The organism is Adlercreutzia sp. ZJ473 (assembly GCF_013185065.1).
Lineage (GTDB): Bacteria > Actinomycetota > Coriobacteriia > Coriobacteriales > Eggerthellaceae > CAAEEV01.
Genome location: NZ_JAAVTO010000025.1, coordinates 20,185 through 36,900, shown reverse-complemented (window position 1 = coordinate 36,900; position 16,716 = coordinate 20,185). Strand labels below are relative to the sequence as shown.

Sequence of the window (16,716 nt, the reverse complement as noted above, 5' to 3'; positions counted from 1 at the left end):
GGCGCTGCCGCATCCGCGCGAGGCGCGCGCGGCGAGCGCCCGGACGGCCCGCAAGGCGCGTGCCGTGGAGCGCGGCGTGGCGGCCAAGGAGCGCCTGGCCGAGAAGCGCGCAAAGCGCGCGCAGCGCGGGGAGTAGGTGCGCGGGCGGCGGCGAAAAAAGAACACAACCCCTTTCGCTCTCCGGTATTGCTTTACGTAATGTAGGAGCGTATAGTCCACGGCATCAGAGGCACGCGGAGAGAAGGGAGCTGCCATGGCGGCAACCGCGACGTTGAATGTGCGGATCGACGAGGCGCTCAAGGAGCGGGGCAACCAGGTGTTCGCGCGGCACGGCATCTCGACCACCACGGCTGTGCGCAAGCTCTACGAGTACGCCGACCGCGAGCAGAAGGTGCCCGAGTGGATGGTCGGGCAAGAAGGAGACGAGTGGGAGAGGAAACGCCTCCTGCTGCGCGAGCTGGTGGGCACCATTCGCCTCCTTCCCGATCGAGAGGGGGAATACGAGGATCCACGTGAGCTGTACCGAAAGCATCTTGACGAGAAGTACTGCTTCGAGGGGGTGCGCGAATGAAGGTCATGCTCGATACCAACGTGCTCGTTGACTTGTGGAACGACTCCGATGATTTCGAGTATTCGTATCGGGCGTTTGACGTGGCGACGTTTCTGGGGTTCGACGTCTGCATGACGGCTCTGTCCGCCCAGACGTTCGTCTACTTGCTGCCGGCTCGAAAGATCGTCAGCCGCAAGGAAACCATGAGCATCTTCGAGAAGCTCCTCGACTATATTGACGTGCTTGATGTGACGGGGGTGGATTGCCGGACTGCCTGCCAGCATTGCTCAGGTGACTTCGAGGATGACCTCAACGCATGGGCTGCGTATCGAAACGGGGTTGACGTCATCGTCACGCGCAACAAGGCGGACTTCAAGAAGTCCCCTGTAGCTGTCTTGACCCCGCAAGAGTTCGTTGATCTCTACCAGCCAACGTGCCTCGAGTACGAGATGGTGCCGTTCTGAGAATGCGCGCAAAAGGCATGCGGCCCCAGGTACTGCCTGGGGCCGCATGCCTTGAGCTCTAAGCGCATCTGCGGCTGCTAGACCAGCTCGATCCGCTCGACGTCATCGCGGGAGGACGCGCGGTAGAGGACGAACTTGTGCCCGATTACCTGCACCACGTTGGCGTCGACGCGCTCGGCCAGGTCGTTGGCGACGTCGCGCGTGTCAGCGCAGGCCGCGTCGAGCACGCTGCACTTGATGAGTTCGTGGGCCTCGAGGGCCTCGGACGCCTGCTTGGCCGTGCCTGCGCCCACGCCCTCCTTGCCGATGATGAGGGTGGCCTTCAGCGTGTTCGCCATGCTGCGAAGCTGTCGGATCTGCTTGCCGGTGAGGGGCTCTGCCATGGTGGGTTCCTCGTTTCTCGAAGGACGTTTCTCGAAGGGCGCGCCTGCGACGGCATGTGCCGCAGGCGCGCCGCGTGATGTCAGCTTGCTGTCTCGTCGGGATGCTCGCGTTGCCGTCTTGGGATCCTCGCGTTGCCGTCTCGTCGGGGTCCTCGCGCGTCAGCGGGCGCAGGTGGCGCACATCTTCGCCACCTTGCGACCGGTGTCGTCGACGACCTCCACGGTGTAGAAGCCCAGGCGGCGGCCCGACTTGTCAGCGTCGCACGTGGCGATGAGCTTCGTGCCCTTGGCACCGCTCAAGAACTCGATCGTGTTGCTCACGGACACCGTGGGCGCCTCCCCGACGTTGCAGGCCACGGCCAGCGCGAAGTCGGCGAGCGTGAAGATGGCGCCGCCCATGACGCCGCCCATGGCGTTGAAGTGCACGCCCTGCACCAGCTCCATCTCGCACACGGCGTGCCCGCGGCGCGCCTCCACGATGCGGCAGCCCGCCGCCTCGGTGGCGAACTTGTCGCCGCTGAAAAACGCGGTGAGCTCCTCGAGCGTCGCGTTCTCGTCGATCATGGCGCACCTACTCCCCGAAGGCCGCGTCCGCCACGCCGTCGATGCGGGCGAGCACGTCGGCGCGGTCCATGAGCACGATGCTCTCGAACAGGGGCGGCGACACCATGTTGCCGCAGACGGCCACGCGCAGAGGCTGGAACAGGTTCTTCGGCTTGATCTCGAGTTCCTCGCCCCGTGCGCGGCACTTCTCCTGGAGCGACTCGGCATCCCAGGCGTTGTCCTCGTCGGCGAGCACGGCGCGGCAGGCGGCGAGCGCCTCGTCGGCGCGCGCGCCCTCCTTCCTCAGCACCTTGTTGAGCGACTTCTCGTCGAGCATGACGTTGGGACCCCAGAACAGAAACGCCAGCTTCGCGGGGATCTCGTTCAGGCGGCTCAAACGCTCGATCACGAGCGGGTAGGCGCCGCGCGCGATCTCGGGCGCCTCGTCGGTCGCCGCCAGCGCCGCCTCCCACACCTCAGGCGAGACGCCCTCGCCGGGCACGTGCGTCTCGCGCGCCGCGGCGGCGAGCTCGTCCTTGGCGGGGGTGGGCGCCACGGTCACGCCGGCGGGCACGCCCTCGCCGTCCGCGCGCGCCGCCGCGAGCCACGGCCGGGCGGAGGCCGTCCACGCGTCGACGTCCATCTCGCGGATGTACACGCCGTTCATCCAGTCGAGCTTCGTCTCGTCGAACACGGCGTCCTTCTTCGTGATGCGGTCCAGGGAGAACTCGCGGCAGAGCGTCGCGCGGTCGATGATGGTGGTCTCCCCGTCAAGCGACCAGCCCAGAAGCGCGAGGAAGTTCACGAGCGCGTCGGGCAGGTAGCCGCGGTCGCGGTACTCCTCCACGTTGGTGGCGCCGTGGCGCTTCGAGAGCTTCTTGCCGTCGGCGCCGAGGATCATGGACAGGTGCGCGAAGGTGGGCACGTCGTAGCCGAGCGCCTCGTAGATGAGGATCTGGCGCGGGGTGTTGGACAGGTGGTCGTCGCCGCGGATGACGTGCGTGATGCCCATGTTGGCGTCGTCGCACACCACGGCGAAGTTGTAGGTGGGGCTGCCGTCGGTGCGCACGAGGATCATGTCGTCCATCACCTCGGCGGGGAAGGCCATGTGCCCGTACACCGCGTCGTCGAACTCGATGGGGCCGTGGTCCTTCGGCACGCGCAGGCGCCACACGTGCGGCTCGCCGGCGGCGATGCGCGCCTCCACCTCGTCGGCGGGCAGGTCGCGGCACGTGCCGTCGTAGCCGGCGTAGCCGCCCTGCTCGGCCTCCGCCTTCGCGCGCTTGGCGTCGAGCTCGTCCTTCGTGCAGAAGCACGCGTAGGCCGCCCCGCGCTCGCGCAGGCGCTCGAGCGCCGCGGCGTAGGTGTCCATGCGCTGCATCTGGAAGTAGGGGCCGGCGCTTCCGCCCACCTCGGGGCCCTCGTCCCAGTCGAGGCCGAGCCAGCGCAGGGCGCGCAGGATGATCTGCGTGTTCTCCTCGGTGGAGCGCTCGGGGTCGGTGTCCTCGATGCGCAGCACGAAGGTGCCGCCCGTCGCGCGGGCGAACGCCCAGTTGTAGATTGCGGTGCGGGCTCCGCCGATGTGGAGCTTGCCGGTGGGGGAGGGCGCGAATCGCACGCGCACGGGTTTGTTGGTCATGGGTGATGCTTTCTATCTCTCGTCGGTTTTCGGGTCGCGGCGCTTGAGCATGTGAAGCCCAAGGGCAAGTGACAGTATAGATAACGCACATGAGGTGGCAAGCCACACGCCGCCCATCCCCATCCAAAATGCGGTGGGGTACATGCAGATGAGCAGCGAGTCGGAGGGGAACGTCCAGGTGCCGTCGGCGAAGAAGAGGCCGTGGAAGGCGGCGAAGAAGCCGTCGAAGCCGATGAGCGCCCAGAGGCCGAGCAGCAGGAGCGCCGCGAGCGTGCCCGCGCCCGCCCACGTGAGCGCGCGGCCGACCGGGCGCGCGCCGTACAGGCGCAAGGTCGCCATCAGGCAAAACGCGGCGAGCACGGCGATGCCGAGCAGCGCGGGCGTGAAGCGCGCGATCACGTCGCTCACGTCGTCGAGGTGGGCCACGGCGCCTGCAGGAAGCACGTAGGACTCCGACGCCCCCGCGAAGGCGCCCTTGATCGCCTCGACGTCCGGGCGCGCGCCTGCGTCAGCCCCGCCACGCGCGGCGGCGAGGTCGGGCGCGCCGGCGAGCGCGCGGCCCTCGGCGGCGGCCCGCTCGTTTATCTCCCAGAGCGCGGCGTAGAGGGCCTCCTCGTCATGCTCGTCGACCGTGTAGCTGCGCGTGGCCTCCGCGGCGCGGATGAGCTCGTCCTGCGTGAAGGGCGAGACGTCGTGGGCGCAGGTGGCGCCGGCGAGCACCTGCGTGGTGATCGGCAGGCAGCACGTCACGAGGCCGCTGGCGAAGAAGGTGAGCGCGAGCGCGACGGCGCAGACGACGCTCAGGATGGTCTGCTGGGTTCCCTTGCTCATCTACAGCTCCACGCCGCCTTCCATGTCAACGTCGACCCAGATGGTGGCCGCGGTCATGCCCTGGTTCTCCTTCGAGATGGTGGGCAGCGGCCCGAGGCGGCTGAACACGCCCGTGAAGACGCCGTCGTAGAGGTACAGGCCGTTGAGGTTGTTGTAGAGCGCGGGCTCGCGGCGCACGTCGGCGTCGGGCGCCTCCTCGATGCGCGCGTCGGGCGGCAGCGTCTCGGTCTTGAAGGGGCGGATGTAGCGCTGCACGATGAAGGGGTAGCCCGCGCGCGCGTTCGCGAACTCGTCGACCAGGCGCTCCCATTCCGACTGCGACACCTCGCAGCCTGCGTACACGTGGTCGGCGCCGTAGTGGTCGGACGGCTTGATGATCCACTCCTCCTTGTTGGCGCGGATCTGCGCGACGTTCACCGCGTCATCGGAGAGGAACGCCGTCAAAGGCACGGTCTGCTCGATGAAGCTGATCTCGTCGGCGGTGAGGAACGCGCAGGTCTCGGGCTTGAACAGCACCTCGAAGATCTGCTTGTCGTGCACGATGTGCCCCGCGAAGCTGCCGATGAGCGCCACCTTCTCGGCGCGCACGGCGTCGATGAGGGCCTGGGACTCGTCCCAGTGGTCGATCACGTCGTTGGTGACGCACCGGCGCCAGATGGCGTCGACGCGCGCGCCGCCTGCGTCGCGCAGCACCTCGCCGTCGAAGGTCAGCTCGCGCACGTCGGCCACCGCGCACTCGACGCCGTGGTCGGCGAACAAGTCCGCGAACAGGTAGAACTCGTCGACCACGCCGTTCTCCAGGTAGTCGCAGATGGCCACGCGCGGCTTCTCCACGCGGTGCTCGTAGGTGGCGTAGATGCGCAGAAACGCCTCGACCCACGGCTCGAAGAGGTCGCAGCCGCGCACGCTGTGGCGGTCGGCGAAGGCGCGGAAGGCGGCCGTGTCGCGCACGGAGTTCGTGATCTCGCGGTTCTCGTTCATGCCCGAGGAGCCGTCGCCGTTGAACTCGCAGAACTTGACGCGGTAGTCGTCCTCGTCGAGGAAGGTGTCGACGCGCGCGAAGGGCAGCAGGGAGTCGTAGCCGCGCGGCAGCAGGATGAGCTCCTCGAGGCGCTCGTCGAAGTCGAACACGCGGCGGTAGCCCGGGTCGTCCAGGTAGCGCTGCATCACCTTGCACAGGATGCGGTGCGCCGTCTCGGCGGTGCCCTTCATGGCGTCGTAGGTCTGCTGGTTGAACAGCCGCGGTACGAACGAGCAGTCCACCACGCGGTGGTGCACGATGGCCGTGGAGCCTCGCATGTAGGCGTGCGCGGCGCGGCGGCTGGGCACGTCGCCGTCGAGCTCGTCGATGATCTGGAAGTACTCGCGGGTGTGGTCGGCGTTCTTCGTCATAGGTCGCTCGCTTGTCTCGGGCGCGCGGGCCCGCGTTGGGGAAAGGGCGTAACGTGAAGTGTAGCACGCAGGGGCAACGGCGGGGCAACGGGCGCGCAGCCTTTCGGGACGACGTCCCTGCTGATGCCCCTTTTGCCCCGCGCCGGGGCGCTAGAACCTCGATATCGTCTCGATGCCGTGGCTTCGGGTGGCCTGGTCCACGATGTCGACCACCTGCTCGATGGGGCGGCTGCGGTCGCCCGTGAACCAGTGGACGAACACCGACAGCGTGCCCGCGATGTAGAAGCGCAGCAGGTAGTCGAGCCCCTGCTCGTCGATGGCGTCGCGGTCGGCGGCGTTGGCGAGCACGGCCTTGCGGACGGGCTCCTTGAGCGCCTCGACCATCTGGTCGATGGACAGCGACGAGATCACGTGCTGGTAGAGCACGGCGTCCTCCTCGACCACCGCCGCGAGCTCCACGAGCACGCGCTTCATGCTGAGCGACGGCGCGTCGCCCGCGTCCGCGGCGGCGGGCCGCGAAAGCGCGCGCGCCACCTTCTCCACGAGCACGTTGGCCTCCTGCTCGATGAGGTCGTCGATGGAGGAGAAGTGGAGGTAGAACGTCTTGCGGTCGATGTCGGCCTCGCGGGCGAGCGCGCTCACGGTGATCTTGCCGAGCCCCTTCTCGGAGAGCAGCTTCAGGAACGCCTGGCGGATGGCCTTCCGCGTCTTGATGATGCGCCGGTCGACCTTCTGCGGCGGCGCGGCTTCCAGGTTGGTGCTTGTCAGTGCCATGTGACTCCTCTTTTCTTGCTATCTGTCCATTAAACCACACTATGCGCTGCTTTCCGCGCCGCGCTTCGCCGGCAGGCTCGATGCGCCTTATTCCGCAATAGTCCTTGCGCAAGGCACGTGTTCGCGTATACTGTCTGCTTGGCCTTGCGCGGTTGCGCGGGCCGCATATCCGTTTATCCAGAGTCGGGGGAGAGAGTTGGCTTGGTGATCCCGACACCAACCTGGCGCCTGCCAAGGTGGTCCGGCCAGCATCGATGAAGGAGGAATACCTCATGACGACATCAAACTACCTGTTCACGTCCGAGTCGGTGACCGAGGGGCATCCCGACAAGATCTGCGACCAGATCTCCGACGCCATCCTCGACGCCATCCTGGAGAAGGAGATCGAGCTCGAGCGCGCGGGCTACGTGGCGCCGAACGGCCAGCCCGCCGACGTGAGCCAGGTGCGCTGCGCCTGCGAGACGCTCGTGACCACGGGCACCGTCATGGTGACCGGCGAGATCCGCACGCAGGCCTACGTCGACGTGCCCGCCATCGTGCGCGAGGTGGTCACGGACATCGGCTACGACCGCGCGAAGTACGGCTTCGACGGCAACACCTGCGGCGTGATGAACTCCATCCACGGCCAGTCGCCCGACATCGCGCAGGGCGTCGACGAGTCGTGGGAGGTGCAGCACGGCGCCGACGCCGCGACCGACCCGTACGAGAACATCGGCGCGGGCGACCAGGGCATGATGTTCGGCTACGCCTGCAACGAGACGTCCACGCTCATGCCGATGCCCATCTACCTGGCGCACCGCCTGGCCGAGCGCCTGACCGAGGTGCGCAAGGACGGCACGCTCGCCTACCTGCGCCCCGACGGCAAGACCCAGGTGAGCGTGCGCTACGCCGACGGCGCGCCCGTGGGCGTGGAGAAGGTGGTGGTCTCCACGCAGCACTCCGACGACGTGGAGCACGCGACGCTGCGCGCCGACGTCATCGAGCAGGTCATCAAGCCGGTGCTCGCAGCCGAGGGCGTGGCGCTCGCCGACGACGCCGAGATCTACGTGAACCCCACCGGGCGCTTCGTCATCGGCGGCCCCATGGGCGACGCGGGCCTCACGGGCCGCAAGATCATCGTGGACACCTACGGCGGCATGGGCCGCCACGGCGGCGGCGCGTTCTCCGGCAAGGACTGCACGAAGGTGGACCGCTCGGGCGCCTACGCGGCGCGCTGGGTGGCGAAGAACGTGGTGGCGGCGGGGCTCGCCGACCGCTGCGAGGTGCAGATCGCCTACGCCATCGGCGTGGCGCGCCCGGTGAGCGTGATGGTGGAGACGTTCGGCACCGCGCACGTGCCGACCGACGCCATCGAGCGCGCGGTGGCCGAGGTGTTCGACCTGCGCCCGGGCGCCATCATCGACGAGCTGAAGCTGCGCCGCCCCATCTACCGCAAGACGGCGGCCTACGGGCACTTCGGGCGCGAGCTGCCCGAGTTCACCTGGGAGGCCACGACGAAGACCGGCGCGCTGCGCGCAGCCTGCGGCCTGGAGTAGGCGCGGCGTGCTGCGGCGCGCCGGCGCGAGGCTCTGCGCCCGCGCCGTCCGTGCTGCCTTCGCCGCCGGCCTGCCCTTCGCTGCTCGCGTTGTTGTCCCTGGCGGGGCGGCTCGAGGCCGCCCCGCTTTCTTTTCACGGCGCTCTCCTGCGGTTATAATGGGCTTCGGTAAAGCTGATCTTTTCGGTAAGGTTTATGGGAAGCTCGAAGCTCAGACACATCGCCGCCATCCTCCTCGCGCTCGCCTTGGCCGTCGTCGCCATCGGCGCGTACGTCACCCAGCTCAACCGCGTGGTCGCCGACAACATGCTCCTCAGCATGAGCGAGGTGTCCCAGCATGACGTGGAGTCGATCGAGGCGTCCATCGAGATCTCGCTCGACCGCCTCGAGGACATGGAGAACCGCTTCGAGCTGCACGGATATGACGCCATCGCCGACCTGCAGGACTACCTGCGCGTGGAGAGCGCCGCGTCCGAGGCGTTCAACGAGGTGCTCCTCCTCGACGAGGCGGGACGCCTCTACACGAACGCGGGGCGCGTGCTCGACCCGAGCGAGCACGACTACGAGGACTTCTTCCCCGCAGGGTCGAGCCGCTACGTCATGCGCCTCAACGGGAGCGACGGCGTGCTTCGGGCCGAGGACGAGGCGCTGCTCTACGGCATCAAGCTCGAGGACGTCGCGGCCGAGGGCGTGCGCTTCGCGGCGCTCCTCGGCGTGTGCGACATCAGCGACGTGCGCAACCAGATGCGCATCGAGAGCTTCGGCGGGCGCGGCTACAGCAGCGTCATCGGCGAGGACGGCTTCTACGTGGTGAACGCGCGCCGCATCCTGGGGCGCGGTGACGGCTCGACGTTCTACGAGGTCATGGACGGGGCGCAGTTCGACGACGGCATGGACGCGGCCGCGGTGCTCGCACGCGCGGGCGCGCGCGAGACGTTCGCCACGTCGTGCCTGATGCCCACGGGCGAGCACCTCATGCTGTCGTTCGCGCCGATCGAGGGAACGAGCTGGACGTTCGGGATGGCGGTCCCCAAGAGCGTGTTCGACGAGCGGGCGAGCAGGTTCGTCACCATGACCATGGTCATGCTCGTCGTGGTGGTGTGCGCGCTCGGCGTCATGGCGGCGCTTCTGTTCCGCTATCTGCACCGCAGCGTGGAGGCGAACGCCCGCGCCGAGGCGCGCGCCGACTTCCTCTCGAGCATGAGCCACGAGATCCGCACGCCCCTGAACGGCATCATCGGGCTGAACCACCTGATGGAGCGGCACCTGGACGACCGCGCGCAGATGGCCGAGTACGTGGCGAAGATGGGCAGCACGGCGCGCTACCTGCTCGCGCTCGTGAACGACATCCTGGACATGTCGAAGCTGCAGGCGGGCAAGGTCGAGCTGTCGGTCGACGCGTTCGACCTGCACGAGCTCGTCGACGCGCTCTGCGCGATGCAGCGCGAGAACGTCGAGGGCCGCGGGATCCTGTTCGAGTGCGCGCGCGACGTGGCGTGCCCGCGCCTCGTGGGCGACGCCGTGCGCATCAAGCAGATCATGATGAACATCATCTCGAACGCGGCGAAGTTCACGCCCGCAGGCGGCGTGGTCTCGTTCTCGGTCACGCAGGACGCGCCCGCGGGCCACGCGGTCACCACGCGCTTCGTGGTGGCTGACACGGGCTGCGGCATGAGCCGCGAGTTCATCGCGCACATCTTCGACGCGTTCTCCCAGGAGGCGACGAGCTCTGCCGAGGGGCAGAGGGGCACGGGGCTCGGCATGTCGATCAGCTACCTTCTGGCCCAGCAGATGGGCGGCGACATCCTGGTGGAGAGCGAGCTGGGGCGGGGAAGCCGCTTCGAGGTGGTGCTCCCGCTCGAGGTCGCGCCCGCGGGCGCGGAGGGCGCTGCGGAAGAGGGCGGCGCTGCGGAGGGTGACGGCGTCGTGGGCGCGGAGGGCGGCGTCGTGGGCGCGGGCTCGGGCGCAGCCGCCGCGGTGGGCGCGGCTGCCGACGCTGGCGCCGACGCGGCCGCTTCCGAGCAGGCTTGCGCGCCGGGGCGGGCGCTCTCGGTGCTCGTGGCGGAGGACAACGAGCTCAACGCCGAGATCCTCGTGAGCATCCTCGAGGAGGAGGGCATGGCCGTGCGCGTGGCCGCAAACGGCGAGGAGGCCGTGGCCGCCTTCGGCGCGTCGGACGCAGGCGGCATCGACGTGATCCTCATGGACGCGCACATGCCGGTGATGGACGGCTACGAGGCCGCGCGCGCCATCCGCGCGCTCGACCGCCCCGACGCGCGCACCGTGCGGATCATCGCCTGCACGGCGAGCACCTTCAAGGAGGACCAGGACCGCGCCGCCGCCAGCGGCATGGATGACTTCGTCGCCAAGCCCATCGACGTCAAGACCCTGCTCGCCAAGCTCGCATGTGTCCCGAGAAGCTCCTAGCCCCGGCTTCGCGCGCCCCTTCGCCGGGGTGCCCGGGTGCTATACTCTTGTGCCATGAAACTCGCTTCGGTCATCCTGGACATTCCCACGCAGGCGCTTGACGCGCCCTACACCTACGCGGTCACCGAGGCGTCGGGAGACGTCGAGGTGGGCTGCGCGGTCCTCGTGCCGTTCGGGCGGCGCCGCGCGGTGGGGTTCGTGGTCGGCGTGCGCGAATCCGAGGAGGCTGCCGCGCATGCCGCAGGCGGCGCGCCTCCCGCATCCGCCGCGCAGGCGCCCTTCGAGGCGCACTTCGGGTTCGGCGCCCAGTACGAGGCGCCCAGCCCCCAGGCGGGCTTCGCGCGCGACCGCGCCGCCAAGCTCAAGCCGATCGAGCGCGTGCTCACCGCCCCCTTCTTCGACGAGGAGGGCGCGGCCTGCGCGCAGTTTCTGGCCGCGCGCTACGTGGCGCCGCTCTCGGCGTGCGTGCGCCTGTTCACGCCGCCTGGCGGCGTGCCGCGCCTCGTGCACGGGCGCGACGGGAGCTGGCGGCTCGAGCAGCCGACGGTCGGCGAGGTCGACGACCGCTGGGTGACGCTCGGCCCGGCTGCCGAGGGCTTCGTCCCGCGCAGGAACGCCGTCAAGCAGGCGCAGGTCATCGAGGCCGTGCGCCGCGGCGACGTGCGCATGGCCGAGCTCTCCCTCGAGTTCGGCAGCGTGTCCGCGGCCGTGCGCGCGCTCGAGGAGAAGGGCGTCGTGCGCGTCGAGCGCCGCCGCCGCATGCGCGGCTTCGCGGGCGCTGACAGGGCGTCCGCCGGCCGCGCGGGCGCCGTAGGTGGACCCGCCGCAGCCGGACCCGCCCAGCCCGGCTTCGCGCCGTCGGCGAAGCCGCATCTCACCGAGGGGCAGGCGTCGGCGCTGCGGGCCGTCGAGGACGCGCGCGCGGCAGCCCGCGGCGAGGTGGTGCTCGTCGACGGCGTGACGGGCTCGGGCAAGACCGAGGTGTACCTGCAGGCCATCGAGGCGGTGCTGCTTGAGGGGCGCAACGCCATCGTGCTCGTGCCCGAGATCTCGCTCACGCCGCAGACGGTGGCGCGCTTCCGCGGGCGCTTCGGCGACGCCGTGGCCGTCATGCACTCGCGCATGAGCCAGGGCGAGCGCTTCGACCAGTGGGACTTCATCCGAAGCGGCCAGGCGCGCGTGGTGGTGGGCGCCCGCAGCGCGCTGTTCACGCCGCTGGCCGACGTGGGGCTCATCGTGATCGACGAGGAGCACGAGGGCTCCTACAAGCAGGACAGCGCCCCGCGCTACGTGGCGCGCGACGTGGCGGCGTGGATGGTGCGGCGCTCGGGCGGCGCGCTCGTGCTCGGCTCGGCCACGCCCTCCATCGAGGCGCTGCACGCGGCGGCCACCGACGAGCGCTGGACGCAGGTGTCGCTTCCCGCGCGCGCGAACGGGCGCCCGCTTCCCGCCGTCGAGGTGATCGACATGGCGGCCGAGTTCCACTCCGGCTCGCGCTCCATGTTCTCGCGCCGCCTCGCCCAGGCGCTCGCAGACGAGCTGCGCGCGGGCCGCAAGGCGGTGCTTCTGCTGAACCAGCGCGGGTTCGCGAAGTTCCTGCTGTGCCGCGACTGCGGGTTCGTGCCCGAGTGCCCGAACTGCGCGACGTCGCTCACGTACCACGAGCAGGGCGCGAAGCTCGTGTGCCACCACTGCGGCTACGCCGCGCCCGCGCCGCCCACGTGCCCCGCGTGCCAAAGCCCGTACCTCAAGAAGTTCGGCGCGGGCACGCAGCGCGTGGAGGCCGAGCTGCGCGCGCTGCTCGACGACGCGCCGGGCGTGGGGCCGGGCGTGCCCGTCATCCGCATGGACGCCGACACCACGCGCGCGAAGGGCGCGCACCAGCGCCTGCTCGACCAGTTCGCGGGCGCGGGCGCGGCGGTGCTCCTCGGCACGCAGATGATCGCGAAGGGGCTCGACTTCGACGACGTGACGCTCGTGGGCGTGATCAACGCCGACACGCAGCTGCACCTGCCCGACTACCGCGCGGGCGAGCGCACGTTCGCCCTCATCGAGCAGGTGGCGGGCCGCGCGGGCCGGGCGGATCTGCCCGGGCGCGTGCTCGTGCAGACCTACGAGGCGTCCTCGGTCGCCATCCGCGCCGCGGCCACGTACGACCGCGCGCTCTTCCTGCGCGCCGAGCTGCCGAAGCGGCGCGTGCTGGGGTACCCGCCCTACGTGCGCATGGCCAACGTGCTCATGTGGGGCAAAGACGAGGCCGCGGTCAGGCGCGTGGCCGAGGAGCTGCACGCCGAGCTGGCGAAGCTCGTGTTCAACGTGGCGGGGGAGCGCTGGCAGGTGCTGCCCGCCAGCCCCTGCGTGCTGTCGAAGCTGCGCGGCACCTACCGCTGGCACGTGGTGGTGAAGTGCCCGCGCGAGGACGACCTCGCCTCCGTGCTCACGCGCCTGTTCCGCGCCCGCAAGGCCGACCGCGAGGTGAACGTGGCGGTCGACGTCGACTGCCACGACCTGCTCTGAGGGCAGGGCAAAGGCTCGCCCCGCTTGACGCTTCCGCCGTCGTCAGGCAAGAGTAGAATGGATGACGAGGGGGAAATCGCCAACGATTCCTCTTTGAAACGCGAGCAAAGGACGAGAATGCCTTCGAATGATCGCTCAGCCCAGTTGCAGGACCTTTGCAAGGACCTGTTTCGGCCAAGGGGAGCCGATGGAAAGCCCATCGCGACGACCGACTTTGCCACGCGCCTTCTCCAAGTGATTCGCAACTTGAACGAGTCGCGCGCCATCATCCTCGAGCGGGCGAAGGGGTCGGATCGCGCTTTCTGGGATGCCTTCGAGAGGGAATCGGGCGTTTTCTTCGCCTGTCGCATAAGCCGCGGTATGAGGGCGCTTCCGAGCAGGATAGACTCCCTCTACGCCCAGCACCTCGCAGGCTCTTTCGCGCGAACCATACGATGGTGGTTCGAGCAGCCGCAGGAAAGGGACGAGATGGAAGTCCTCAGGGCGTTCAGCGCGATCTCGGGGCTTCGCCTCTTCGCCGCGCAGGAACCGGGCGGGGAGGGCAGGGCTGCGGTCAATGAAGACGCTGACACCAAGACGTCGATCAAGCTTGCCCTGGGCAGCGTGCTCGCGGAAAAGCCACTCGACCAGGTGTCAGTCAACGAGGTCGCAAAGGCTGCGTCCGTCAGCAGGTCGACGTTCTACAGCCACTTCCACGACGTCTACGAGGCATACATCGAGCTGATCAGGGATTCGCTATATCGCACGAGCTCATGAGGACGGATCAGATCGCCTGCGCTCGAAAAACTCGCTGGACGATAGGGCGCCTATCGTCCAGACTTTTCGCTTCGCCGCCTCCGGTTTGCTAGGCTGTGCAAAACGAGCGAGAATGCGCCCGGTTGCTCTCGGCGCTCCTCGCAGCTTGGGTCAAGCCTCTTCTGAAGGGGAAAGCACATGGACGGGCACGCAAACGGGTACGCAAACGGGCGCGTAAAGAGCAGCTCCATCTTCACGTCCGGCTTCGTCAGACTGTTTGCATGCAACCTGTCTCTCGTGGTCATCTACTTCCTCCTCATGACGACCATGGCCCTTCACGCAGCAACCCTGTACGGCGTGGACCCCGCGCTTGCCGGCCTCACCGCATCTGTCTTCCTCGTCGGGGGCATAGCGGGGCGCGTGGTGTGCGTTCGATTGGAATGCAGGTTCTCGCTGAGGCAGATCGGCTTGGCTTTTCTCGCGTTGCAGACCGTGGCGGTGGCCCTCTACTTCATGGAGTTCGTGGGGATATCGTTCCTTCTGGCCGTGCGTCTCTTGCATGGCGTGGCTTTCGGGGTTGCCAACACGGTCGTGCCTGCGCTGGCGATAGACGGGCTTCCTGCCGGGCGCCTCGGTGAGGGCACAGGCTACTTCATGCTGTCGAATACGCTGGGGATCGGCATAGGCCCCCTGATGTCGGTCTTGATCGTAGTTGGAATAGACTACAGCGTCCTCTTCTCGATCTGCCTCGTGCTGTCGGCGCTCTCGCTGGTTCTGCTGCGGACGTATCGCGAGCCGGCGGCTGCAAAGGGGAGGTCGATCGCTTCGATCCGCGCAAGGAAGGCTCCGATCGTAGACTCCTCCACGGTGAAGTTCTCGTTCTTCATGTTTCTCATCGCGTTCGCGTACTCATCGATAAATGCGTTCGTTGAAAGCTATGCCGATGAGCTTGGCTTGGGGCTCTTCGCTCCGTTCGTGTTTTTGGTCTATGCGGCGGTGCTGCTGCTGATCCGGCCGGTGACGGGCAAGCTGATGGACCGGTACGGGGAAGATGTCATCCTCTATCCGTCGATCGCCTCGATGGGGGCCGGCTTGATCTTGGTTGCGTTTGCGCGAGACCCCCTCTCGCTTTTGGCGTGCGGCGTGTTCATGGCCACCGGATTCGGAACGTGCATGTCCGTAGGGCAGGCTGCCGCCGTGAAGATCTCGACGAGCTCGAGCACCTCGCTCACGGTGTCCACGTTCTTCATCCTGTGCGACGCAGGGTGCGGGCTCGGGCCGTTCGTCCTGGGGTTTCTGGTGTTAGGCTGCGGCTACGAGGCGATGTACGTGGCCTGCGCGCTCATCGCATTCGCGACGACGATCTACTACCGCCTGATCCGATAGCCCAACGGCAAGCCGGGCGGGAAGGAGTGCGGACGTCTTTCTTGGGCGCTCTGGGTCGCACGGCCGGCTCGCATGACGCGTCTCCTGCGTCCCCGCGCCTCGCTAGAGCAAGCCTTGCCTCCCCAGCATGAGGAATCCGAAGGCGGTGGCGGCGCCCATGAGGATGAGCGGGATCACCACGTTCTGCAGGCTGAACGGCGAGGCGTTGTCAGACGGCGTGGGCTGGGCGCCTTTCGCCCTCTTCGAGCTTCCCGACGCGGGGCGCTCGTCCTCGTCCCAGCGCGCCGCCGCCTTCTGCGAGGGGGTCATCTGCCTTTTCTTGCTCATAGGAAGCTCCTTGCATTTTTCACGGGTCGTTTTGCCAGAAATCTTCAGATGTTTGCCCTCTCAAGCTCCCAGCAACTGCCATTTTATCGGCTCATGCGCTCTGGGGCCGACAAAACCCCAGGTCGAGTTTTGATGAAGGATGCACTGTCGCTGCAAAGGCCCGTTTGAGGACACGAAGGAGACAAACATCTGAAGATTTCTGCCAAAATCACGCCGAAATTCTGCACGCGGTCCCCTGTTGCCCGCTGCGCCGCGTTGCCAGGCAGCCGAAAGGCTCGGGTGCGTCTCTCTCGCTCCGGTCTTCCAGGGGCCATCCTCTGCCATCTTGAGCGGAGCGTCCGCAGGGCGCGGAGCCGAAGGACCTAGTCGCAAGTGAGATGACCGCGCGAACACGCTACGCCCAGAGCTGGATCCTTCGAAAGGGTGCCGAAGAGACCTTTTGGCTCGGATCCTACGCATCGAGGTCGATCAGCGATGCGAAGAAGTCGGGGCCCTCCTGCCAGAGACCTGTGTCAAAGTCGTAGAGCACTTCGTAGGCGGGGGATAGAAGGGCGGCGGCTCGCACCTCCTCAAGGGGCTTGCCCGTGCCTCGGGCGAGGTCTTGCACGGCATCTGCGAAGATGAGGTCGGCGCACTGCGCCATGATGTCAGGCTTCAAAGCGGGTCACCTCAAGGGGCTCAAGGCATTTGACGGCACGCTCCGTGCGGAAGCAGTACTGGTCTTTGAGTTGGCTCGGGAGCAGGAGCTTGATGGCGATCTCGGATGAGCCGGGTTCGTCGATCGGACCGTATAGGCCGTTCAGGTACGTGGTGATTACGGGATTGGTGGCGTCGTTCGCGACTTTGCCGATGATCACGTCTGCGCTGTCGAGCGAGGGGTCCAGCTTGCCAGCAAGCGCTTCGGCGAGGGCTGCCCGCCTGTTAGAAGCGACGAACCAAAGCCATGAGGCATCAGCTTCGGGGAACTGGCGTACGAATAAGGGGCTGTCAGGTTTCTTGAATTGAAAGGAGGACACGAACCCGAAGCCTTGCTCGCGCGGCGCCGTGCCCAGCCCTTGCGCCTTTCGCAGCGAGGTCCGAATGAACCGACGGGCTTGCAGCTCGTCTGAGGTCAGGTAAAAGCCGCGGCCGAAGTCCTTGCCGGTCGCGCATCTTGAGAGATCAACGTGACGCACGGGCGCGTAGCTTCCGTGGTAGAGGATCATGCCGTCTGA

The 16,716-nt window shown here is 67.7% G+C and carries 16 protein-coding genes; 7 read left to right on the top strand and 9 right to left on the bottom strand.

Going from position 1 to position 16,716, the window contains the following annotated elements; all coding sequences use genetic code 11:
- The first annotated feature begins 253 nt into the window (after positions 1 to 253).
- Complete coding sequence (locus tag HRL41_RS06425) at positions 254 to 571, top strand: type II toxin-antitoxin system RelB/DinJ family antitoxin (RefSeq protein WP_172136044.1); 318 nt, start codon at positions 254 to 256, stop codon at positions 569 to 571.
- A gap of 5 nt (positions 572 to 576) precedes the next feature.
- A complete protein-coding gene (locus HRL41_RS06420) occupies positions 577 to 1,014 on the top strand; it encodes a PIN domain-containing protein (RefSeq protein WP_172136043.1) in 438 nt (145 codons plus the stop codon).
- A 77-nt stretch (positions 1,015 to 1,091) separates the two neighbouring features.
- On the opposite strand, the gene HRL41_RS06415 is transcribed toward HRL41_RS06420, so the two are convergent.
- From HRL41_RS06415 to HRL41_RS06390, 6 genes are all read right to left on the bottom strand, one after another.
- A complete protein-coding gene (locus HRL41_RS06415) occupies positions 1,092 to 1,397 on the bottom strand; it encodes a YhbY family RNA-binding protein (protein ID WP_172136042.1) in 306 nt (101 codons plus the stop codon).
- Positions 1,398 to 1,556: 159 nt separating this feature from the next.
- Positions 1,557 to 1,961: a PaaI family thioesterase gene (locus tag HRL41_RS06410; protein WP_165170945.1), complete on the bottom strand. Its 405-nt coding sequence runs from the start codon at positions 1,959 to 1,961 to the stop codon at positions 1,557 to 1,559.
- A 7-nt stretch (positions 1,962 to 1,968) separates the two neighbouring features.
- A complete protein-coding gene (gene gltX / locus HRL41_RS06405; RefSeq protein WP_172136041.1) occupies positions 1,969 to 3,579 on the bottom strand; it encodes a glutamate--tRNA ligase in 1,611 nt (536 codons plus the stop codon).
- Positions 3,580 to 3,591: 12 nt separating this feature from the next.
- Positions 3,592 to 4,410: a DUF1461 domain-containing protein gene (locus tag HRL41_RS06400; RefSeq protein WP_172136040.1), complete on the bottom strand. Its 819-nt coding sequence runs from the start codon at positions 4,408 to 4,410 to the stop codon at positions 3,592 to 3,594.
- Entirely contained in the window at positions 4,411 to 5,802 is a 1,392-nt protein-coding gene (locus tag HRL41_RS06395; RefSeq protein ID WP_172136039.1) for a circularly permuted type 2 ATP-grasp protein, read from the bottom strand. It abuts the gene before it with no gap.
- 150 nt (positions 5,803 to 5,952) lie between these two features.
- Positions 5,953 to 6,576: a TetR/AcrR family transcriptional regulator gene (locus tag HRL41_RS06390; protein WP_172136038.1), complete on the bottom strand. Its 624-nt coding sequence runs from the start codon at positions 6,574 to 6,576 to the stop codon at positions 5,953 to 5,955.
- 272 nt (positions 6,577 to 6,848) lie between these two features.
- Between HRL41_RS06390 and metK the strand changes: the two genes are divergently transcribed.
- The 5 genes from metK to HRL41_RS06365 all read left to right on the top strand — a co-directional run bounded on the left by metK (position 6,849) and on the right by HRL41_RS06365 (position 15,175).
- Positions 6,849 to 8,111, top strand: a complete 1,263-nt coding sequence (metK, locus tag HRL41_RS06385) for a methionine adenosyltransferase (protein ID WP_172136037.1) — start codon at positions 6,849 to 6,851, stop codon at positions 8,109 to 8,111.
- 194 nt (positions 8,112 to 8,305) lie between these two features.
- A complete protein-coding gene (locus tag HRL41_RS06380; protein ID WP_172136036.1) occupies positions 8,306 to 10,537 on the top strand; it encodes an ATP-binding protein in 2,232 nt (743 codons plus the stop codon).
- Between the two features lie 54 nt (positions 10,538 to 10,591).
- Entirely contained in the window at positions 10,592 to 13,054 is a 2,463-nt protein-coding gene (priA, locus tag HRL41_RS06375) for a primosomal protein N' (protein WP_172136035.1), read from the top strand.
- 57 nt (positions 13,055 to 13,111) lie between these two features.
- Positions 13,112 to 13,810: a TetR/AcrR family transcriptional regulator gene (locus HRL41_RS06370; protein WP_172136034.1), complete on the top strand. Its 699-nt coding sequence runs from the start codon at positions 13,112 to 13,114 to the stop codon at positions 13,808 to 13,810.
- Positions 13,811 to 13,987: 177 nt separating this feature from the next.
- Positions 13,988 to 15,175 (top strand): MFS transporter, encoded by a 1,188-nt coding sequence (locus HRL41_RS06365; RefSeq protein WP_172136033.1) that lies wholly within the window; start codon positions 13,988 to 13,990, stop codon positions 15,173 to 15,175.
- A gap of 102 nt (positions 15,176 to 15,277) precedes the next feature.
- Here the strand turns inward: HRL41_RS06365 and HRL41_RS06360 are convergent, their stop codons facing one another.
- The 3 genes from HRL41_RS06360 to HRL41_RS06350 form a co-directional block, all read right to left on the bottom strand.
- Positions 15,278 to 15,502, bottom strand: a complete 225-nt coding sequence (locus HRL41_RS06360; protein ID WP_172136032.1) for a hypothetical protein — start codon at positions 15,500 to 15,502, stop codon at positions 15,278 to 15,280.
- Between the two features lie 451 nt (positions 15,503 to 15,953).
- Positions 15,954 to 16,160 carry a hypothetical protein gene (locus HRL41_RS06355; RefSeq protein ID WP_216662551.1) on the bottom strand — a complete coding sequence of 69 codons (207 nt, stop codon included), beginning with the start codon at positions 16,158 to 16,160 and terminating at the stop codon, positions 15,954 to 15,956.
- The gene (locus HRL41_RS06350) at positions 16,150 to 16,707 is read right to left on the bottom strand and encodes a DUF3990 domain-containing protein (protein ID WP_172136031.1); all 558 of its coding nucleotides are present in this window, start codon (positions 16,705 to 16,707) and stop codon (positions 16,150 to 16,152) included. The genes HRL41_RS06355 and HRL41_RS06350 overlap by 11 nt, the downstream gene beginning before the upstream one ends.
- Between the last annotated feature and the right edge of the window lie 9 nt (positions 16,708 to 16,716).